We start from the raw sequence: 20405 nt of genomic DNA on the forward strand, positions 1-20405 counted from the left end.
ACTTATGTCTAACATAAAAAAAGATTTTAACAATAATAATTATTTAGGATTAAATAAAACTTTGGTTAAAGCGGTAAATCAGATAATGCTTTTTTCCATTCTTCATAGTTCTGTTGTGTTACCTGCTCAAGAACTTGTTTTAGCCTATAATTCGATTGAGAAAACAAAAAATGAGAAAAAATATGATTTGAATACTCCATCAAAAGCTAATATAGATACTCGAGGGGAGGGTTCAAACAATAATAATGCCTTTTCAAGTACAGTCCCAGTTAATAATTCAGTCTTAGATAGTAAAGTTAAACAAGTATATAAGGATGAATCGGTTTTTGTTTCTGATATAAATGAAGGGGTTATAGGCTATTCAACAGTTTTACCGGTTGATGATCCTTCAGATAACTTATTTAAAATCAATATTAGTTCATTGCCAAAGCAAGGCGATAAGGTTTTTCTTAAATATGAATTGTATGGTGTTAGTGATAAAAATGCAGTGGCAAGAAGTATTAATGATCGCTTGTCTGTAGGAGGCTATGAAGTATCACCTAATCAGTCATGGAGTTCTCAAACTGAAGAAATTGATTTTAAGTGGTTAAAAGTAGGAGAGAATAAAATTTTATTCACAACACCTGAGGGTGCAAATTATTTCTATAAAATTAAGAATCTGAAAATTCAAGTTGAACGAAATAAAACAAATAGAGTAAATTCAAAAGTAGTTTTACAGGATTTTGATATCAAATCAGTTAAGAATAATAAAATTTATATTAAAGGTTTTGTAAAAGCTATTCCACAAGGAAAATTGATAGTTGAGGTAGAAAATAAACCTTTACATGTTCAATCAGAAGAATTTGAAGGTTTTGTAGAATTAACAGAAAAAGCAAAAAATAATAAGTTTGTTGTTGTTAGAGCATATGATGATAATGGTTTTTTAGGACAGGAAATTTTATCAATAGAAAATAATTTAAAACAAGCTAAAACAATTTATGAAATAGAAGGCTTAAAATCGTTTAATAAATTAAATTTTAAAGCTCTAGAGAAAAATAGTTTGTCACTACCGGGAGTCTCAATTGAAGTTGCTGACAGTGCGCTCTTATACAATAGAGAGCTTTCAATTACAGAGTTAAGACATATTGATATTGCTCCACTTGGTTCAGACCTGATTAATACAACACAAAACGGAAAAGCATATCGTTTTTTACCAGATGGTACAACATTCGAAAAGCCGGTCAAAATAACGATTGCATACGACCCCAAATTAATGCCTAAAGGATATACAGCTAAGGATTTAAAAACATATTTTTTCGACACAAAAACTAAACGATGGTTAGCAGTGCCAACTGTTTCCGTTGATGAAGTAAATCATACAATAACATCATTAACGACTCATTTTACAGATTATATCAATGGTATAATTCAAGTGCCTGAAAGCCCTGAAACCAATGCATATGCTCCAACATCTATTAGTGATATTAAGATTGCTAATCCAGGAGCAAAAGTGAATTTGATCGACCCACCTACAGCTAATCAACAAGGAGACGCTAATTTATCTTATCCAATAGAAATTCCTGCGGGAAGAAAAGGAATGCAACCTAATTTAACAGTACAATATAATAGTGGAGGTGGTAATGGATGGATGGGATTAGGATGGAATATAAGTATACCGTCTATAGAATTGGATACACAATGGGGTTCCCCTTTATTTAGTGCTACTCAAGAAACAGAAATTTATACTTTATCTGGAGAACAATTAATGTTGAAAAATAACTCCAATTTTTATTTGCCTAATAGAGATAATCCAATTAACAGGATTTCGGACGCAATGTTTTACCCAAGAGTTGAAGCTGGATTTAATCAAATTCAAAGGGTTGGAAACTCACCTTCTAATTATTCTTGGATAGTAACCGATAAATCAGGTACAAAGTATTTTTACGGAAGTACCAATGATTCTAAATTAACAAATGGCAACGGGACTACTGGGAATATTGTGCGTTGGATGCTTAAAAAAGTAGTAGATATCAATGGGAATTATGTTGAATATAATTATATTCTTAAAACTTTTACTGAAGGAACCATGTCTGGTGGTAAACAACTTTACCTTAGTGAAATCCAATATACAGGACACAGTAGTTTAGCCCCAGCTTATTCAGTTGTTTTTAACAGAAATACAAGCCTTCCCGGAGGCTCTGGTTTAAGAGATGATAAGTCAATTAATGCTCGACTTGGATTTAAAGAAATAACGTATGATGTATTGGATAATGTAGTGGTTAAATTTGGAAACCAGATTGTTAGAAAGTACAGTTTTAAATACAGGAAGGGGCAATTTGGTAAAACATTATTAGAAAAGATTCAGCAATTGGATGCCGATGATGTTTTATTTAATGAGCACATTCTAGAGTATTATGATGATACCAATAACGGTCAAACTATTTTTGGAAATGAAGAGCAAATATCAGGTTTAGGAAATGATGTTGGGGGAATTTATAGTATTAATTCGTCTACATTAGGAGCTAGCCATTCAAATAATTATGGAGGAGGATTAGGCTTTACAGGCGGATATGCTTCTCTTGCCGATCCTTTGACTTTAAATCCAGTATCACAATATGGAACGGGAGGTATTTTTGGAGGATTATCTGGTTCAGATTCAAAAGGAAAAATTGCATTTTTAGATATTGATGGAGATGGATTACCAGATAAGGTAATTAAAAGTGATAGCAATGGTTTGTCCTACAGAAAAAATTTAGGAAACGGTTCATTAAGTAGCCCTAAAAGTATATTTGGAGTTTCTGAGTTCTCACGATCAAGTTCTTCAACCAAATCTTTAGGAACAAGAGCAAATTTCTTTGGAATATTTGCAGGTGTTGAAAGGTCATGGACAACATCTTCCACATATTCATATATGGAAGATGTTAATGGTGACGGATTAATGGATGTAGTTAATGATAAAAAAGTGTTTTTTAATACAATGCGACCAAATGGGGCAGATATCTTGCCAACATTTAATGATCAAAGTGCTGCAACACCTAATGTTATTTACCAAGATCTGAGCACTGTGCCAACAGATCCTACAACTACAGATGCTTCAATCGAGAATTATTTATATGATGTGGTAAGAGTATGGGAAGCACCATATTCGGGTACAATTTCCATTGCAGGAAATGCAACGTTACTTAATTTACCAAGCGGAAATAGTACAGATGGTGTTCGTTTTTCAATTGAAAAAGGTAATATTGACTTTACAAACCCACCAACTTCATCAACACCAGTAACAAATGCACCTAACTACGTTTTTCCTAGTTACCCAGTAATTTTAACGTCCTCAAATACTAATACTGCGATAAATATAACCAATGTTGCAATTAATAAAGGACAAAGAATATTTTTCAGAGCAAATTCAGTGAGTAATGATGTAAATGATCATCTGAACATCAATCCAACCATTACTTATACGAATCAATTTAATCCAGCAATAACAAATGCTAATCAAATTGATGCTAATGGTTTTAATTACTTTAATTCCTCAGCTACTAATAGTTTTATTCTTTCAGCAGATCAAAGGGTAATGGCCCCTCACAGGGGTACTTACAGTATTACTTGGCCAAGTTTTACAATAAATAATCCAGTGCCAACACCAGCCAATGTCATGAATGTTGAGATGTCAGATGAGGTAGAATTTGTAGTTACAAAACATATTAAAACAAACAATAACGGAACAATTACTGAAACACAAACTGTATTACAACGTACTAGAGCTTTGATAAACACTTTAGTAAATACAATTAATCCTCTACCTGCTCTTTCATCTATTTCGATACCTTCTTCAGAGATAGATAATGACAATTCAGACAATATTACTAAAGAAGTCTCATTCTCGTTTAAAATTAATGCATATTCAAATGTTGATTGGAAAAAGCTTCATAATAAGTGGAACCCTTCATTAAGTATTCCGGAAAGTAGTTCTGGGGCAGGAGACAATTCAATTGTTTACCCAACTCCAAACTTGTCAGTCTACAATAGCATCAAAACTACAAATACATTTGTTGTTCCACCTGCAATGAATACTGGGAATAACACAACTCGTAAAAGATATAATATGCAGCCTGTATTTCCTACAACAGGGACAGGCACAAGTCAAGTTATTAATTTTGGTGCTTGTACATCCTGTCCAACGGGATATGTTAGAAAATTGTATTTAAGTGTAAAAGGAGCAACCAAGAATTTGTTATATGATAATGGAACAGGGGTTTCAAATAATCTACCTGCTAATCCACTTATTTCCTTGGCTAAATATGAAATCAAGATTGATAATAATGGTAATGTGCTTGCCAATACTGGATCAGGATCAGCATTAGTTACGGGCATTAGAAAATTCAATGTTGTAACGGGATTGTATGATCAAAATGTTAGTTTTACTGGTCCAGCCACACCTCTGCCAAATCGCGGTGTTAACATTATTTTTGAAGCTAACAACAGTAATTCCTCCCCTTTAAATGCCAGAGTCTATTTTGAATATTTTACAGATGATGAAATAGTTGCTACGAGTATTGCTAATGTGCCAGGAGGAGCTGCAAGAATAAAACTGACTACTCAAAATTGGCCAGCGATAAATGTTATTACTAATAATGTACAGCCAAACATTTATGTCAAGAAAGGCAATAACGATTTCGGTGCAAGATATAATGGATGGGGTCAGTTTGCTTATAAAACTGAAAAAGATGTCTCTGGTATAGTCCTTCCGTTAAAAGAATCGGAGTTAATCCCTAATACAACTTTTCATCAGCCAACAGATGCTGAAATAAGTAACTGTGCGAGCCTTCCGGATAATCAGTATCAGGCTTGCATCGAGGCTTTAAACCCTCAAAAAAGAATATTTTCATTAAGTCCAAGTAACGTTCTTGAAAATAATATTTATAAGAAACGATGGGTTGGTACTCAGAAGGAAATGTATGTTGAAGAACTTTTAACAAGTCCTAAAAAACAAAGGGAAGAGGCTGTTGCAGGTACTTCCCCAGTTATAACTGCACCAACTAGTACTGGAGCTTGGGGAATTGTTAAGAAAACTAAAAGTACCTCTACTTCTGGATCAGCAAGTTATTATGTAGGGGCTTATTATAATTCTGGAAATAATCATGTTTATAACGACCATAGAGATGTTAATGGGGATCGTTACCCAGATCTTGTAGATGGAAATGCTATCCGTTTTACAAATAACAAAGGAGGTTTTTCTACTTATACAACTGCTGGTTACGAGCAGCTTTCAAAAGGAACCGGATACGGTGCATCAACACCGGGTTCATTGCCAAAATTTAACTTTAGTGCCGGAAATAGTACAGGTAATACCAAAACTAAAGATTCAAGTTCAGGATCAAGTAAAGACGGTATTGGTCTCCCTGTAAGTGGTACTTTCGGACAGACCGAAGATGAATCCAAAGAATCCTTAATGGATATTAATGGTGATGGATTAGTGGATAAAGTTGAAGACGGTGGAAATGTAAAACTGAATTTAGGGACAATATCTGGTTTTGAAGGGAATACTTCATGGGGCTTTGGTGATGTAAACAAAGGAAAAAGTACCTCTTTATCATTAGGAGGAGGAATCAGTTTGTTTAACAATAGTGTTTCTGCAGGATTGAGTTTAGCTGGTGCCACTTCATACGATAAAGAAACATTTACAGATATTAATGGTGATGGTTTGCCGGATAAAATTGTAAATCAGTCACAAGTACTTTATAATTTTGGAACTACGTTCTCTTCATCTGCAGTTTCGATAAACAATTTTAATTCTACAAGGGAAAGTGTTTCATATTCGGGTGGAATCAATGCAGGTTTTACTTATTGTTATTATTTCCTTGTACCGATAGTATTTACCGGCCCTAAATTTTGTGGTTGCGGTGATGGAAATGGAGGAAAAGGACTTAACAGTGAGAGATTGCAATTGTCTGATATCAATGGAGATGGATATTCAGATATACTAGTGTCAGATAGTGAGACTGAATTGAAAGTCCGTTACTCTAAAATTGGACGTACCAATATGCTTAAATCGGTTAAACGTCCATTAGGGGCTATCATAACAATGGATTATGCAATAACTAATCCAATAAGTGGAACACGTGTAGGAAATACATATAAAATGCCTTTTTCTAAATGGGTAATGACCAGTGTTATCGTAAACGATGGTTTTGTAGGTGATGGTCAGGATAATATAGTTAATAAGTTTGAATACTTAGATGGATATCAAGACAGGAGGGAACGTCAGTTTATCGGTTTCGGTGTAGTTAAAACACATAATATGAAAGCTGATAATACGGTCTATAGAACAGCGGTAACGGAATATGTAACAGCCAATATACCAGATGCAAATTTGTATAGACCTGGTACAGACTCAGAAATAAGACAATATTTCTACAAAAAAGGGATTGTTAGTAAAACCTACATGTTAGATGGAGTTGGAAGAAAACACAATGAGACAGAAAATATTTATAAATATTTTACACCTAATATTCCAAGTTTAAATACATCGGTAAATGATTATAGTACTTTAACTACTCCAAGTCTTACCTATACAGATAAATCAAGAGTATTACCATTATTATATTCGACTATTTTAAGAACATGGGCTTTTAGCAGTGACTCTCCATCAGCCTCATCACATCTAAAGCAAGTCTATACCACAGTTGATGCGTATGATAAATTTGGGAATGTTAAAGTATATCAGGATAAAGGAGAGAATCAAAGCGACTTAGCCGACGATATCAAAGTAGAAATTTTATATCATTATAATTTCTCGAATTATAATATTACAGTTCCGCAAGAACATAAAATTACTAATCAAGGGGTTCAGTATAGAAAAAGTAGAACTTTTGTGGATAGCAAAGGACAAATTATTGAAATTAGAAAATACCTTACAAATTCACTCACAAATAATTATGCATTATATAATCTTAAATATGATATTTTTGGAAATTTAGGGAAAATAATGCATCCGAAAGGAGCACTCTCAGATAGCGATGTAACAAGAATGTCATATGATTATGTTTTTGATGCAATTACAGCAACCTATATCACTGATGTTTATGATGCTTATGGTTATACCAGCCATACTGATTATCGCTATGATTTTGGTTTACCAATAAAAACAATTGATACAAATGCTAATTTAATGGAGTTTGCATACGACACTTTTGGAAGGCCAATTATGATTAAGGGGCCTTATGACAGTGACTGGACAATAAAGAATGCCTATGGGGTTGTGACAAGTACAGGAACAAATTATGCTTATACAGGACATAAAGATGGTACTGGTACGATCTTCACAAGTACATTTGTTGATGGTTTGCAAAGAGTTGTTCAGACCAAAAAAGAAATGCAGCTTTGTGATTGTCCTAATTCAAGTCAGACGGAAAGTTACCGTTTTTCGGTATCTGGAAAAGTTAAGTATGATGAGTTTGGAAGAGCTAACGAGTCTTATCTTAATTATGATGAGAAAAATTGTCAGGGTAACTTCATGCAAAAACTTAGATCTTTTACTTCTCTTTTAGATGTTCCAACAGAAAAAACAACAGTTGAGTATGATTACTTAGATAGAGCTGTGAAAACGACGCTCTTTGGAATACCAGCAGGTAATGCTGTTACTTTAAATAAGTATTCTTTTGATTCAGATCGAGAAGGTGCTACTCAATTTACACAAGAAACGATTTTACCAGAAGGGAATAGAACTATTAACTATATTGATAGTAAAGGTCGAACAACATCTTCTAAACAAATGGGTTCTGAAGACCTGTGGACTAGTTTTGAATACAATAAGTTAAGTGAATTGATTCGTGTTAAAGATGCTAATGAACACATTACTTATTATGCCTATGACAATTTCGGAAGAAAATTAAGTGTAAATCACCCTGATGCAGGTTTAGCTACTTTTAAATATGATTTGGCTAGTCGTTTGAAAGAATCAACAAACGCAAATTTAGCTGCTTTAGGACAGAAAGTAATGTATAACTATAATATTAATCAAATAACTTCAGTTGTTTATCCTTCTCATACGGTTGTTTATGAATATGGTGCACCCGGAGCTCCAGACAATAGCGCAGGCAGGATTGTTTATCAATCAGATTTAACTGGAATGCAATATTTTAAGTACGGAAGATTAGGGGAAATAACTGAAAATAAAAGAATAGTTGTCGACCCAATAACTGCGCCCAGAACATTTACAACTTATTTCGGTTATGATACCTGGGGTAGAATCAGAAAATTGGTTTATCCTGATGGAGAGATTGTGCAATATGAATATGATAATGGCGGGCTTCTGAAAAAAATTTTTAATAGTAATGATATCGTTTATCTTAAAAATATTTGTTATGACCAGTTCGAACAACGTAAAGAAGTTCAGTATGGTAATGATACGTTTACTAACTATGAATATGAACCACAACGTCGTTTACAACAATTAAAAGTCAAGGCGTCTACAGGTGAGGTTTTTATGAACAGTAATTATCAATACGATAAAAACAGTAATGTGACCAATATCAATAACATAAACTCTGGAGCGGCTTCTTTTCAATTGGGTGGTACATCACACAAAGAATTTGCTTACGATCCTTACAATAGATTAATTTCAGCAAGTGGAATGTGGTCGGGGCATTCAGAGGATCATGAGTTTTCATTGGTTGTAGGATATAATGCATTGCACAATATTGTAAGTAAAACACAGATACACCAAAAAGCACCTTTAGGTAGTGGTGCATGGGCTGAAACTGATAACACTTTTACAAATAATTACACTTACAATGCTTCGCAACAGCCTCACGCACCAGCAACTATTGAGGTTGCCGATGCTACTGGTTATGTGTCCGAACAGATTTTAAATACATACGATCTTAATGGTAATCTAAAACAAATTGAAAAAGAAGTTGAAAATGTCGGAAGTACTATTGAGCGACAATTGTATTGGGATGAACAAAATCGTCTACAAGCAATTGTAGAAAATGAAATTGCACATCATTATATCTATGATGCTGCAGGGGGAAGAATTTTGAAAAGTTCTGGTAGCTCAGCTAATTTAAATATTAATGGAGACGTGGTTGTAGGAATGACCAACCCAGGTACCTATACACTTTATCCTAGTGGTTATTTAGTTTTAGGGCAAACTCAATATACTAAACATTATTATGCAGGTTCACAGCGAATTGCTTCACAATTAGGTAATAATGATAGTGTCAATGGTTTTATTGAAACTGAAAGTATGCCACTTCAAGCACCCCAGGGTGAAGGTAAAGGTAAAGGTAAAGGTAAAATGGATGCTGCGACAGTTTTAATGAATATTAAGAAAGCGCAACAGAAACAGATAAGGGATATTTATAATAAAGCAAAATTAGGAGCGCCTAATTTTGATGATAATGATAGTGTTTCAAGAGACTCGGCCAACGATGCTTGTTATCAGGAATTAGTAACATTGTTTAATTATCATTTAAACATTTCTATGCAGGGCGATTTTCCAGAAAATAAAAAATGTGCACAGTACATAGGGTATTTAATTAATACATTTCCAAATCAGGCATGTAATTCAATTCTTTCTTTAAAAGAGAAGACTAACTGTTATATAGATTTAAATACTAAGAGCGAACCAATTTGGTGGTATCATCCAGATCATTTAGGAAGTTCTTCGTATCTTAGTGATTGGTTTGGTAAACCTAGTCATTATTATGATTATTTACCTTTTGGAGAAGAAATGATATCACAAACCAATAGCTCTTATAACAATATTTATAAGTTTAACGGTAAAGAACTGGATGAGGAAACTGGGTTGTATTATTATGGGGCACGTTATTATAACCCGAAATGGAGTTTTTGGTTGAGTGTGGATCCTTTAGCTGAGAAATATCCAAATATCGGAGCCTATGTTTATTGTGCGCAAAACCCAATAAATTTAATTGATCCGGATGGCAGAGATTGGGTTGAAGGGAAAGACGGGAACATAACATGGAGAAATGATGTTAATAGTAAGAATCATAAAGATGTATTGAAAGAAGGTGAAATATACAGAGGGACAGATTATGTAAGGTATAAAGAATGGAATAATAATAAGGCTAAGGGATTAGTTCAAGAGCATTATAAATCAAATAAAGTTTTGCAATATGAAAAGCATAATGGTAAATTTCAGTTAGATTTTAGTGGGGATATTGTTTCAGATAATGATATAACTGGAAAAGAATTAAACAATGCTAAACATGCAGATGATGGTATTACTGGAAAGATGTATTTGAATGCTGTTTTTTCTGATGGAGGTACTTTTACAACAGAAACATATGATTTTACGAGTGGCCCTTATGGGAACGGTCCAACTCCAAATAAAAACTATACGGGATCTGCTTTTGCTAGAACAAATGAAGGAGGAATGCAAATTTACGGAGAAATGGGGTGGAAAGTGTATATGGAGGATTATAATGGTAGAGATGGACTTAGAATCCATCCTGACACAAATGGTAGAGGCACAAAAGGATGTATAGGTATCAATGGGGCAGCTCAACAATTAAAAGATCTTGGAAATTTTTTAGAAAAATACATTAAGGATAATAAAACAATTAAAGTCAATTTTAACATACCAGGTAACCCAAATTATGGAAATAATGGAAAAGCAAATCTTAATATTCGTCAGTAAATTATTTATTTGTTTATTTTTTTTGATTTCTTGCAATAATTTTAATTATTCAAAAAAAAATGATGGGTTGGTTTTTTTTGTTACGAAAGGAAAAGACAGTATTATTAATGGAATTGTGTTAAGAGACACAACATCTTTGTTGAAGAATTTAGGAGATGTTAGTGATTTAATTTCTGATGACATCAATATGGGTGAATGTGTAACATTAGTTAATGAATCTGGAAATGAATTTTTTAAAATGAGAAGAGAATATGGAGGTTATAAAAATCAATATGATTATTTTTTTGTTACTAAGACAAATTCTTCTAAAAAAATAAAAAAAATAAAAGATTTGAATTTTAAGTCAAACAATGGTGCTTATTTAGGTATGTCTGAAATTGAATTCAAAGAAAAATATGATTTGAGAAAATTTATAAAAGAGGTTAAAGGAAATATATCTACATATATTTTTAAAGATGTTGACGATATATATCAGTCGAAATTTACATTTGATCAGTCTAAATTAATAGAATTTGAATTTGGTTATCAGGACTAATTTTGATTTGTAATGTATCAAACTTAGTGATACCACAATTATCAATACCTAACAATTTAATAATCAGTAATTATCAAAAGGTTAAAGCAAAAAGATGGGCTAATACAAGTCCATCTTTTTTATTTGTTATTGTCTTAAAACGAAGCTAATGAAGCCGAGCAGACCTTTGTGCATCAGAGTTAGTTATAAAATTAAGAGTGTTAAAATAGTATTTTTTCAGTGATTAAAATTGAGTTAACTAAGAACTAAAAGTTCATTCGGTTTTTTAATTTGTTGCAAAATTATAATTTTTGTTTTAAGTTCTAAATTTGTAATTTTAAGTTTTTTCTTACTTAAAATCAGGAATTTACAATTAAAAAAAATGAAAAATCACTAAATTTAGTGAGGGAATAATTTATTTCTAGATTGTATTTTTGCCTAAAAATAACATTTTAGTAATCTTTCTCTTTTAAAAAATTTGGAGTGAGGGGTTACTTTTGAGCCTCAAATTACATAAACTAAATTTATATAAATGCAAAACTCTACTCTTAGGGCTAATAGCTTTCTTGTGCTATTGGCTTCTTTTTCTTTTTTTTCAATAGGATATTCTCAAGATATACTTTGGGAAAAATCTTTTGGAGGAAAACATGCAGAACTTCTTTTCGATGCAATTCCAACGCCAGATTATGGTTTCATTTTGGCTGGAAGTTCCATTTCCGGAAAGTCAGGAAACAAGACAGAAGCTTCTCAAGGTGATTTAGATTACTGGATTTGGAAAATGGACGACAATGGAGAAGCTAAATGGCAAAAAAGCTTTGGAGGTAGCGATATGGATATGCTGCAAAGTGTGAAATTAACTTCCGATGGAGGTTTTATTTTAGCAGGTACTTCCTCTTCAAATAAAGGTGAATTCAAAAAAGACGATAGCAAAGGTTATGATGATTTCTGGATCATAAAGCTTGATGCCAAAGGTAATGAACTATGGCAAAAAACCATTGGAGGTAATTCATTGGAGAAAAATGTTAGCATCATTCAATGTAAAGATGGGGGATATTTGCTGGGAGGATCTTCTTCTTCAAATAAATCCGAGTTAATGCCAAATCAGCAAGTAGATAGTTACGGTAAAAAAGATGATTGTAGAGGTGGTCTTGATTACTGGATAATTAAGCTAAAACCCACTGGTGAAATTGTTTGGCAGAAAACCTTTGGAGGGCTATATGATGATGAATTAAAGAGTATTATTCAAACCAATGACGAAGGATACCTTTTGGGAGGTTATTCCAATTCACCAGAATCAGGAGAAAAGGCTGAAAAGAACAATGGGCAAGGTGATTTTTGGATTTTAAAACTCGATGGAGAAGGAAAACAACAATGGCAAAGAACTTTAGGGGGAGATAAAGATGACAATCTAGCGGTTGTTTTACAAAGTCAAGACGGAAACTATATTGTAGGTGGTAGTTCTAATTCTGGAGCGACAGATTCCAAAAGTAAAAGCAGTAAAAACGGTTCAGATTTTTGGATTGTAAAGTTAGATAGCAAAGGAAGTACACTTTGGCAGCAAACCTACAATTTCGGCAAATATGATATTTTAACTTCAATCGTTGAGAACCCTGATGGGAGTATGCTTGTAGGTGGTTATGCAGCGACTGAAAAAAAGCAGACTACAGACTCCAAAAAACAAAAAGAAGATTCTGAAGGGATTAACGACTATATCGCCATGAGAATTGATAGTAATGGTGAGAATAAATGGTCGCAAACAGTAGGAAGCAAAGGAGACGATATTCTTAAAAAGCTCTTAGAAACCAGAGACGGAGGATACTTACTTGCAGGTACATCAAATGGTTCAATTTCCAGAGATCGTTACAGCTCTATTGGTGGTGGTGATTTTTGGGTGGTAAAACTTAAAGACAAACAAAAACCTGAAAAACCAAAAGCTCCAATTGAAGCAATACCTAACCCTGCTCAATCTTTCACAAATGTAATTGTTGGATTTGATTTCAATTTTGGAACCGCAACTCTATACGATTTAAGCGGAAGACAATTGCAAAAAGTTGAGATAAAGGAAAAAACAATTCCGTTTGATTTAAGCCCATACCCTGAGGGAGTTTATATTGTTGAAGTTAGGACGAATACGGAAACGAATTCAGTTAAAGTGATTAAAAGTAAATAAAGAATACAATGAATATAGCAAAGTCAATAATATTAGGATTTTTATTTATAGTAATAAATGGAAGTATTCAAGCCCAGTCAAATTCTGAAATTAAAAGCGATTTACCAAGTATAATTCCACCGTCGCCGACAGTTGCTGCTTTGATGAAATTTGAAGAGGTACCAGTTAGTAATTACACAGGAGTTCCGGACATTTCTATTCCCCTTTTTAACTCTCCAACTCATTCTAAAGACTTAAATATTGATGTTTCTTTAAAATATCATATATCAGGTATTGCAGCAAATGAAAGAGCTAGTGATGTAGGGTTAGGATGGAGTTTGTTTGCTGGAGGTACAATCTCAAGAACAGTACGAGGACTACCTGATGAAATGTTCAAAACCTCTGGACAAATCTATGGGAATGGGAAAGTGGGAATATATCATGTAATCAACAATTATAATGGAGACAATTTTGGCTATTATGATTTTATGAACACTATTCAAAATGGAATAAGTACTCAAGAGCAGCAAAATGCGGTTGATGAATTTTTATGGGAAACAATTGAGAAAGGGAAGTTTGATACTGAACATGATCTTTGGCAGTTTAATTTCATGGGACAGTCAGGTCGTTTTTATATAAAGAAAAATTTGCAAACGGGGCAGTTGGAAGTAAAACCACTTGACGATTATAAGGTTAAAATTATCAATAATTATAGTATTGATACAGTTTATCCGACATTATCATATGTTCCTACGGGTTTTACAATTTATGATGATAAAGGGTATAAATATGTTTTCGATGAAATTGAAATTACAAATACTGCAGTATCTACTCAGAGTGTATATAATGCGGGGATGGGGATTTTAACAGATAGTAGCTATGCAACGAATCAAACAAATTATAATAGTGCCTTTCATCTTTCAAAAGTATTTGACAATAATGGGCAATTAATAGCCAGTATGTCTTATTATCAAGATTATAAGGAATCTGTGATGAATATTAGCTATACTAATAATGTAAATACTGGATTTGTTAGAATAGGTGACTTGCTACTCGTCCCACCTGGTGTAGGTTGTTTTGAAGGAGGCGTTGCAAGTTATAAAAAAATAAGGGCTAAGGATATAACAAGCAACAATTTAGTGATTACAAAAGTCAAAAAAATTAAAGAAATAAAAGTTGAAGGTATTGCTAAATTGGAATTTAATTTTGTGCTGGGTAGATCGGATTCCAATATCTCATTAAATGAAACGGCAAGCGTTTTAAAAGGATTAACTATAAAAGATTGGAGTAATAAGTTTATTAAGAAATATAGTTTTGAACATGCCTATTCTCAAGTTATCGATATGAGATTGCAACTTGTTAAGATAAAAGAACAGGATTCACTTGAAACAGCAGAAAAATCATTTGAATTTGAGTATCAAACTAATGATTGGTCGAATTATTCTGTAGGGAAAGATTATTGGGGGTATTTTAATTTAAGACGAACATGTGAATTGATGAATATTAATGATAGAGAACCATCATCTAGTTTTTCAACAACTGACATACTTCAAAAAATAAAATACCCAACTGGAGGTTCTGCGATATTTGATTTTGAGGCAAACCAATATTCTTATATTGGAGATCAACCAGTTCAAAATTTTGATAAAAATCCAGATAATTACCATGAAACAGGCTATGAAACATTAGTGTTTAATAATTCCGTCCAACAATTATTACCAATTTCATCAGTTACAAGGACAGTAAGATTTTACCCTTCAATAACTTTAAATGAAGATCCTTTACAGAATTATAGAAACTTTTCTTTACTTAAAATTGTTAATGGAACACCTCAATGGGTTGTTAATTTATCATGTCCAAGTACACAGGGGGGATGTTGTGTTGATTTTACTCTTGAGGCAGGTGTACAATATAGTATTAGAAGAGATAATACTAACCCTGACATTAATCCAACAGATGAAATTTCCATTCAATATTTTGAGAAAAATTCAACCATTAAAGAATATTTATATGGAGGTGGAAATAGAATAAAACGAATAGGTTATTTTAAAGAAGATGCAAGTAAGGAATATTATAAATATCCAGATAATTATGCGTCACTTTATCAACCTTCAAAAGAGAAAATTTATAATTATTCATTTTTTGACAATGCAAATAAAAGTAGTGGATCCCTGGTTTTTGCAAAACCATTATTTAACTATTCAATTTCAGAGAATCCATGCTTTGAATGTGCTGGTGGTGTTGTGTATTCTATTGGATATGATGTTTATACTGATTTTAATAATCTAGCAGCTTTAAGAACTCAAGGGGCAGATGTAGGATATAAAAATGTGACCGTTAAAGAAACTGATAACGGGAAAAATCAATATGTATATACTTCACCAATTGATTATCCTGAAACTAATTATAATTTGTATGGTCCACCATTTTATCCAACTGAAAATTTTGATTATAGAAGGGGGCTTTTACTTAACGAAAAAACAGTTTCTGAAGATAATAAAGTTCTTGTTGAAGTAAATTCAACATATAATTTTGAAGAAAATGAATATATTGAGACATCAGGTATTAAGGTTCATTATATAAGTGAGCCATGTACAACAAATTCAAAATTCAAAAATTATACACAGTATAGAGATTATTTCGATTTATGTGAATCTCTCCCTCCAGTGGATGCATTTTATTTAAATACCGCTATTAATCCTACACAGCTTCCGGACGAACCAATAGCTCCTTGTCATTGTATTTGTGATGTACCAAGTTTTATACATTTTAAGTATAGTTATGAAGCATTCGGTTGGACTCAGCTTAGAAGTAAACAAACTAAAAACTATTTCTACAACGGAGCAACTCAAAATATTGTTGAGACGAATGAAACCTTCACCTACAACCCATTAAACAAACAAATTGCATCACATACTGTTGATAATAGTCTTGGAGAGGTTTTAACTACAAATTATTTCTATCACACGGGTAATTCCTCGTATTCACAAAACAGGATTTCAGAGATAGAACGAATAGAAATCAAAAAAGGAAGTGATATAATCTCTGAGAATAAAATTAATTATGGTAATTCATGGACAAGTAATCAATCGTTTTTACCTGAAACTATTGAGGTTAAAAAAGGGGGTAGAACGTCGGAAGTTCGCTTAAGATATAACCGATACGATGAGTTCGGTAATCCGGAAGAAGTGCAACAAGAAAACGGTATGAAAATATGTTACATCTGGGGTTATAATAAAACCTTACCGGTTGCTAAGATTGAAAATATTGCTTATTCGACAATACCTATTAATTTAATTACAGCTATACAAGATGCAACTGATTCATTAACTGGAACGGAACAGCAAATTTTGGATAAATTGAAAGATTTGCGTAACGATAGCGCACTTGCAAATGCAATGGTTACCACTTATACACACAGAGCATTAGTAGGTATAAGTACCGTCACCGATCCTAAGGGTCAAATTACAACCTACATTTACGATGAATTTAACAGGTTAAAACAAGTTAAAGACCATCAAGGAAATATTTTAAGTGAGAACGCATATAACTATAGACCATAATACCCCAAACAAATGAAGAAGATAATTTATTTACTATTGTTATTCCCTTTACTTGTTTTGGGTCAAAGCAATGCTCAGAATTGGGTAAAAACAACAACCTATAAAAAACCAACTACGGCAGGAAGTGTAGATGTTAGTGATCCAGCACAAGCCGTTATCAATGTCGATTATTTTGATGGATTGGGAAGGCCAATCCAAAAAGTAGCAAACAAGCAATCTAACACTGGGAAGGATATAATTACTCATATTGAGTACGATGTTTATGGAAGACAGCCTAGAGAATATCTTCCTTATTACAGTTCGCAAAATAATATGTTATATGTAGATAGTACGGCTGCGCGTCAGGCTACATTACAACAGTATCAAACAAATTATACAGATGCTACTCCGTTTAGTCAAAAATTATTTGAAGCCTCTCCACTAAACCGTGTTTTAAAACAAGCTGCTCCAGGTGATGCTTGGAAACTGAATTCAGGACATGAAATAAAATTTGATTATCAAGCAAATTCAGCTGCTGATAATGTGAAGTTATTTAAAGCAACTACTGTTTGGTCAGATAGTAAAGGGTTTTATGATATCTCATCATTCGTCCAAAACGGTAATTATACGGAAAGTAACCCTATTAATAAATTGTACAAAACCATTACAAAGGATGAAAACTGGACGAGTTCTTCTGGTAAGATATTTACAACAGAAGAGTTTAAAGATAAAGAAGGCCATGTGGTTTTAAAGAGAACTTATTGTAAGAAAGGTAAGGCTACTGATATTTATGATACCTATTATGTTTACGATGAATATGGAAATTTAACTTATGTGATTTCTCCTTTAGCAAATGGAGATATTTCTCAAAATAGTTTGGATGGTTTGTGCTATCAATACAGATATGATAACAGAAACCGATTGGCTGCGAAAAAACTACCAGGGAAACAATGGGAGTATATGGTTTATGACAGATTAGACAGAGTAGTTGCTACCGGACCTACTTATAATCCTTGGGGAGCAACAATTGAGACAGATGCTGGTTGGCTTATAACAGAATATGATGTTTTTGGAAGAGTGATTCAAACAGGCTGGAAAGCCATGACGGTTTCAGAAGCAACTCGAAGTAATAATCAGAATACAATTAACACAGGTAGTAGTAATCCATTTTCGTTAACTGCTAATGATGTTCTTACAAAAACTTATTATGATAATTATGCATTTGCCACTAATGCTTCTTTAACAATTGCTACAGATGTAGAAGGAGATCATGTTGCAACCAATTTAAAAGGAATGCAAACAGGAACTTGGGTTCGTATTTTAGATGCTTCTGGAAATACTAACGGAGAGATAACCTATACACTTTACGATGATAAATACCGTCCTATCAGGACTTATAAGAAAAATTATCTAGGTGGTTATACACAAGTTGATAGTAAACTTGACTTTACTGGTAAAGCGCTTTATACAATTACCAAGCATAAACGATTAAATGGAGATACAGAAATTGTAGTTCGTGAAGATTTCACATACAGCGCTCAGGATAAATTACTGACACATACTCATAAAATTGGTCAAAATGGTACAACCGAAGTTTTGGCAACTAATACTTATGACGAATTAGGCCAGTTAGTTGTAAAGAATGTAGGAGGAACAAGCGGAGAATCAAGTCTTCAAAAAGTAAATTATCAATATAATATTAGAGGATGGTTAACGGGAATTAATAATATCTTAGATTTAAACAATAATGCAAATGAAAATGATCTGTTTGCTTTTAAAATAAATTATAATGATGCAACGGATATTACTCCATTGTTTAACGGTAATATTTCTGAGACATTTTGGAGAACCTCCAGTGATAACCAACGCCGAAAATATTCTTATGAGTATGATGGCTTAAACAGATTATTAGGAGCTTATTATTCGAAACCAGATGCAACAGTAAATCCGTTTAGACATTCGTATGACGAAAATATATCATATGATAAGAATGGAAATATTACAAGTTTATATAGATCAGGAGATTATGATGATGAAAATTATCAATTACCAATAGATCAATTAGTATATACCTATGATACTAATAATAAAAATCAGCTAAAAAAAGTTGCTGATTCATCAAATAGCACAAGTGGGTTTTATGATGGAACAAATACAGGGGATGATTTTGGGTATGATTCAAACGGTAACATGAAATCTGATTTAAATAAAGGAATTACCAGTATTAAGTATAACCATTTGAATTTACCAATAGAGATTACTTTTAGTGGGACAACCACAAAAAAAATAAATTATCTTTATGATGCAGCTGGAGTAAAGCTTCAAAAGAAAGTGACAATTGCTACAAATATAACTATCACGGATTATCTATCAGGTTTTCAGTATAATAAAGTAAATAGTAATCCTGTTAAGTTAGATTTTTTTCCTCATGCAGAAGGTTATGTAAGTAATATTGTAGTTAACGGGAATAATGTTTTTAAATACATTTATAATTATTCAGATCATTTAGGAAACAATCGTTTAAGTTACACTTACGATACAGCCAGTAGTTCATTAAAGATAATTGAGGAAAATAATTATTATCCATTTGGTTTGAAGCATAACAATTACAATTGGACAAAACTTTATTATGATGCAGTTGCTTCTGGAGAAATTTTAATTGAATTAAAACCTATGGCAACTCCTTATAAGTATAAGTATAATGGAAAAGAGTTGCAGGACGAGTTGGGACTGAATGTTTACGATTATGGGGCTAGGAATTATGACCCTGCTATTGGTAGATGGATGAACATTGACCCGTTAGCGGAGAAATCGAGAAGATGGTCACCTTATAATTACGCATATAATAATCCGATTTATTTTGTTGACCCAGATGGAATGTTACCAGTAGGTGGTGGAGACCCAGTTGGTCCAGGTTATATAAAAGCGGGTGGATTAGACAGAATGGTGGGTTTTGCGGTGAGACATCCAATAGCAGCTTCGGCAATAGGAAGCGTTGCTCATGGTTCAACAAATATCTCTACCAATTCAGCTAGATTTGCCATTAATACAGGATTACCTGAAAATAAAGCAATGGAAGGTTCACATATAAATGCTTTTAGACATACATTGTGGCAAGCAACAATAACTAAAGAGTTTGGAGAAAGTACTGCTAAACAAGCTGGAAACACTCATGAAGATAATCCTTTTGCAAATTTAAAACAAACTAGTTTTAAGTCACTTTCAGAAGCTGACCAAACTGTAGATTTGTTGAATAACCAAATAGGAAGACAAATAGGAAATGATAATCCTGATGCAACGATGAAAGAATTATCAATAGAAACATTAAATTATTTTAATGATAATGGATTATATACAGCTAATAAACAAAAAGATGGGACTTACAGTATTTCGCAAACAAAATTGACATCAGAGCAATATTCAGATGCATTGAATACGCTTAATTCAACCAATCAGAATGGTTATACTCCTTCTCAACAGACAGCACGAAATGCAGAAGTTAAAGCAGAACAAGAAAAACAAAATAGAGCTCATGATTCAGGGTCAAAATTTTAA

At 32.9% G+C, this 20405-nt stretch carries 5 protein-coding genes; all 5 read left to right on the top strand.

From position 1 onward, the window contains the following. The first annotated feature begins 4 nt into the window (after positions 1 to 4). The 5 genes from LZZ90_RS14080 to LZZ90_RS09780 all read left to right on the top strand — a co-directional run bounded on the left by LZZ90_RS14080 (position 5) and on the right by LZZ90_RS09780 (position 20405). Positions 5 to 10645: a SpvB/TcaC N-terminal domain-containing protein gene (locus LZZ90_RS14080; protein ID WP_305039221.1), complete on the top strand. Its 10641-nt coding sequence runs from the start codon at positions 5 to 7 to the stop codon at positions 10643 to 10645. Beyond that, on the top strand, positions 10614 to 11180 hold the full coding sequence (locus LZZ90_RS09765) for a hypothetical protein (protein ID WP_237790507.1): 567 nt from the start codon (positions 10614 to 10616) through the stop codon (positions 11178 to 11180). The genes LZZ90_RS14080 and LZZ90_RS09765 overlap by 32 nt, the downstream gene beginning before the upstream one ends. 511 nt (positions 11181 to 11691) lie before the next feature. Then, on the top strand, positions 11692 to 13329 hold the full coding sequence (locus LZZ90_RS09770) for a T9SS type A sorting domain-containing protein (RefSeq protein WP_237790508.1): 1638 nt from the start codon (positions 11692 to 11694) through the stop codon (positions 13327 to 13329). Positions 13330 to 13337: 8 nt separating this feature from the next. Next, positions 13338 to 16871 carry an RHS repeat domain-containing protein gene (locus LZZ90_RS09775; RefSeq protein WP_237790509.1) on the top strand — a complete coding sequence of 1178 codons (3534 nt, stop codon included), beginning with the start codon at positions 13338 to 13340 and terminating at the stop codon, positions 16869 to 16871. Positions 16872 to 16883: 12 nt separating this feature from the next. Next, positions 16884 to 20405: a DUF6443 domain-containing protein gene (locus tag LZZ90_RS09780; RefSeq protein WP_237790510.1), complete on the top strand. Its 3522-nt coding sequence runs from the start codon at positions 16884 to 16886 to the stop codon at positions 20403 to 20405.

Source organism: Flavobacterium sp. SM15 (genome assembly GCF_022012335.1).
Lineage (GTDB): Bacteria > Bacteroidota > Bacteroidia > Flavobacteriales > Flavobacteriaceae > Flavobacterium.

What these genes read in the sequence shown, in the direction of transcription:
- LZZ90_RS09765 (WP_237790507.1), top strand. Translation starts at nt 10,614, where the DNA reads ATGGAAAAGCAAATCTTAATATTCGTCAGTAAATTATTTATTTGTTTA.
- LZZ90_RS09775 (WP_237790509.1), top strand. Translation starts at nt 13,338, where the DNA reads ATGAATATAGCAAAGTCAATAATATTAGGATTTTTATTTATAGTAATA.
- LZZ90_RS09780 (WP_237790510.1), top strand. Translation starts at nt 16,884, where the DNA reads ATGAAGAAGATAATTTATTTACTATTGTTATTCCCTTTACTTGTTTTG.
- LZZ90_RS09770 (WP_237790508.1), top strand. Translation starts at nt 11,692, where the DNA reads ATGCAAAACTCTACTCTTAGGGCTAATAGCTTTCTTGTGCTATTGGCT.
- LZZ90_RS14080 (WP_305039221.1), top strand. Translation starts at nt 5, where the DNA reads ATGTCTAACATAAAAAAAGATTTTAACAATAATAATTATTTAGGATTA.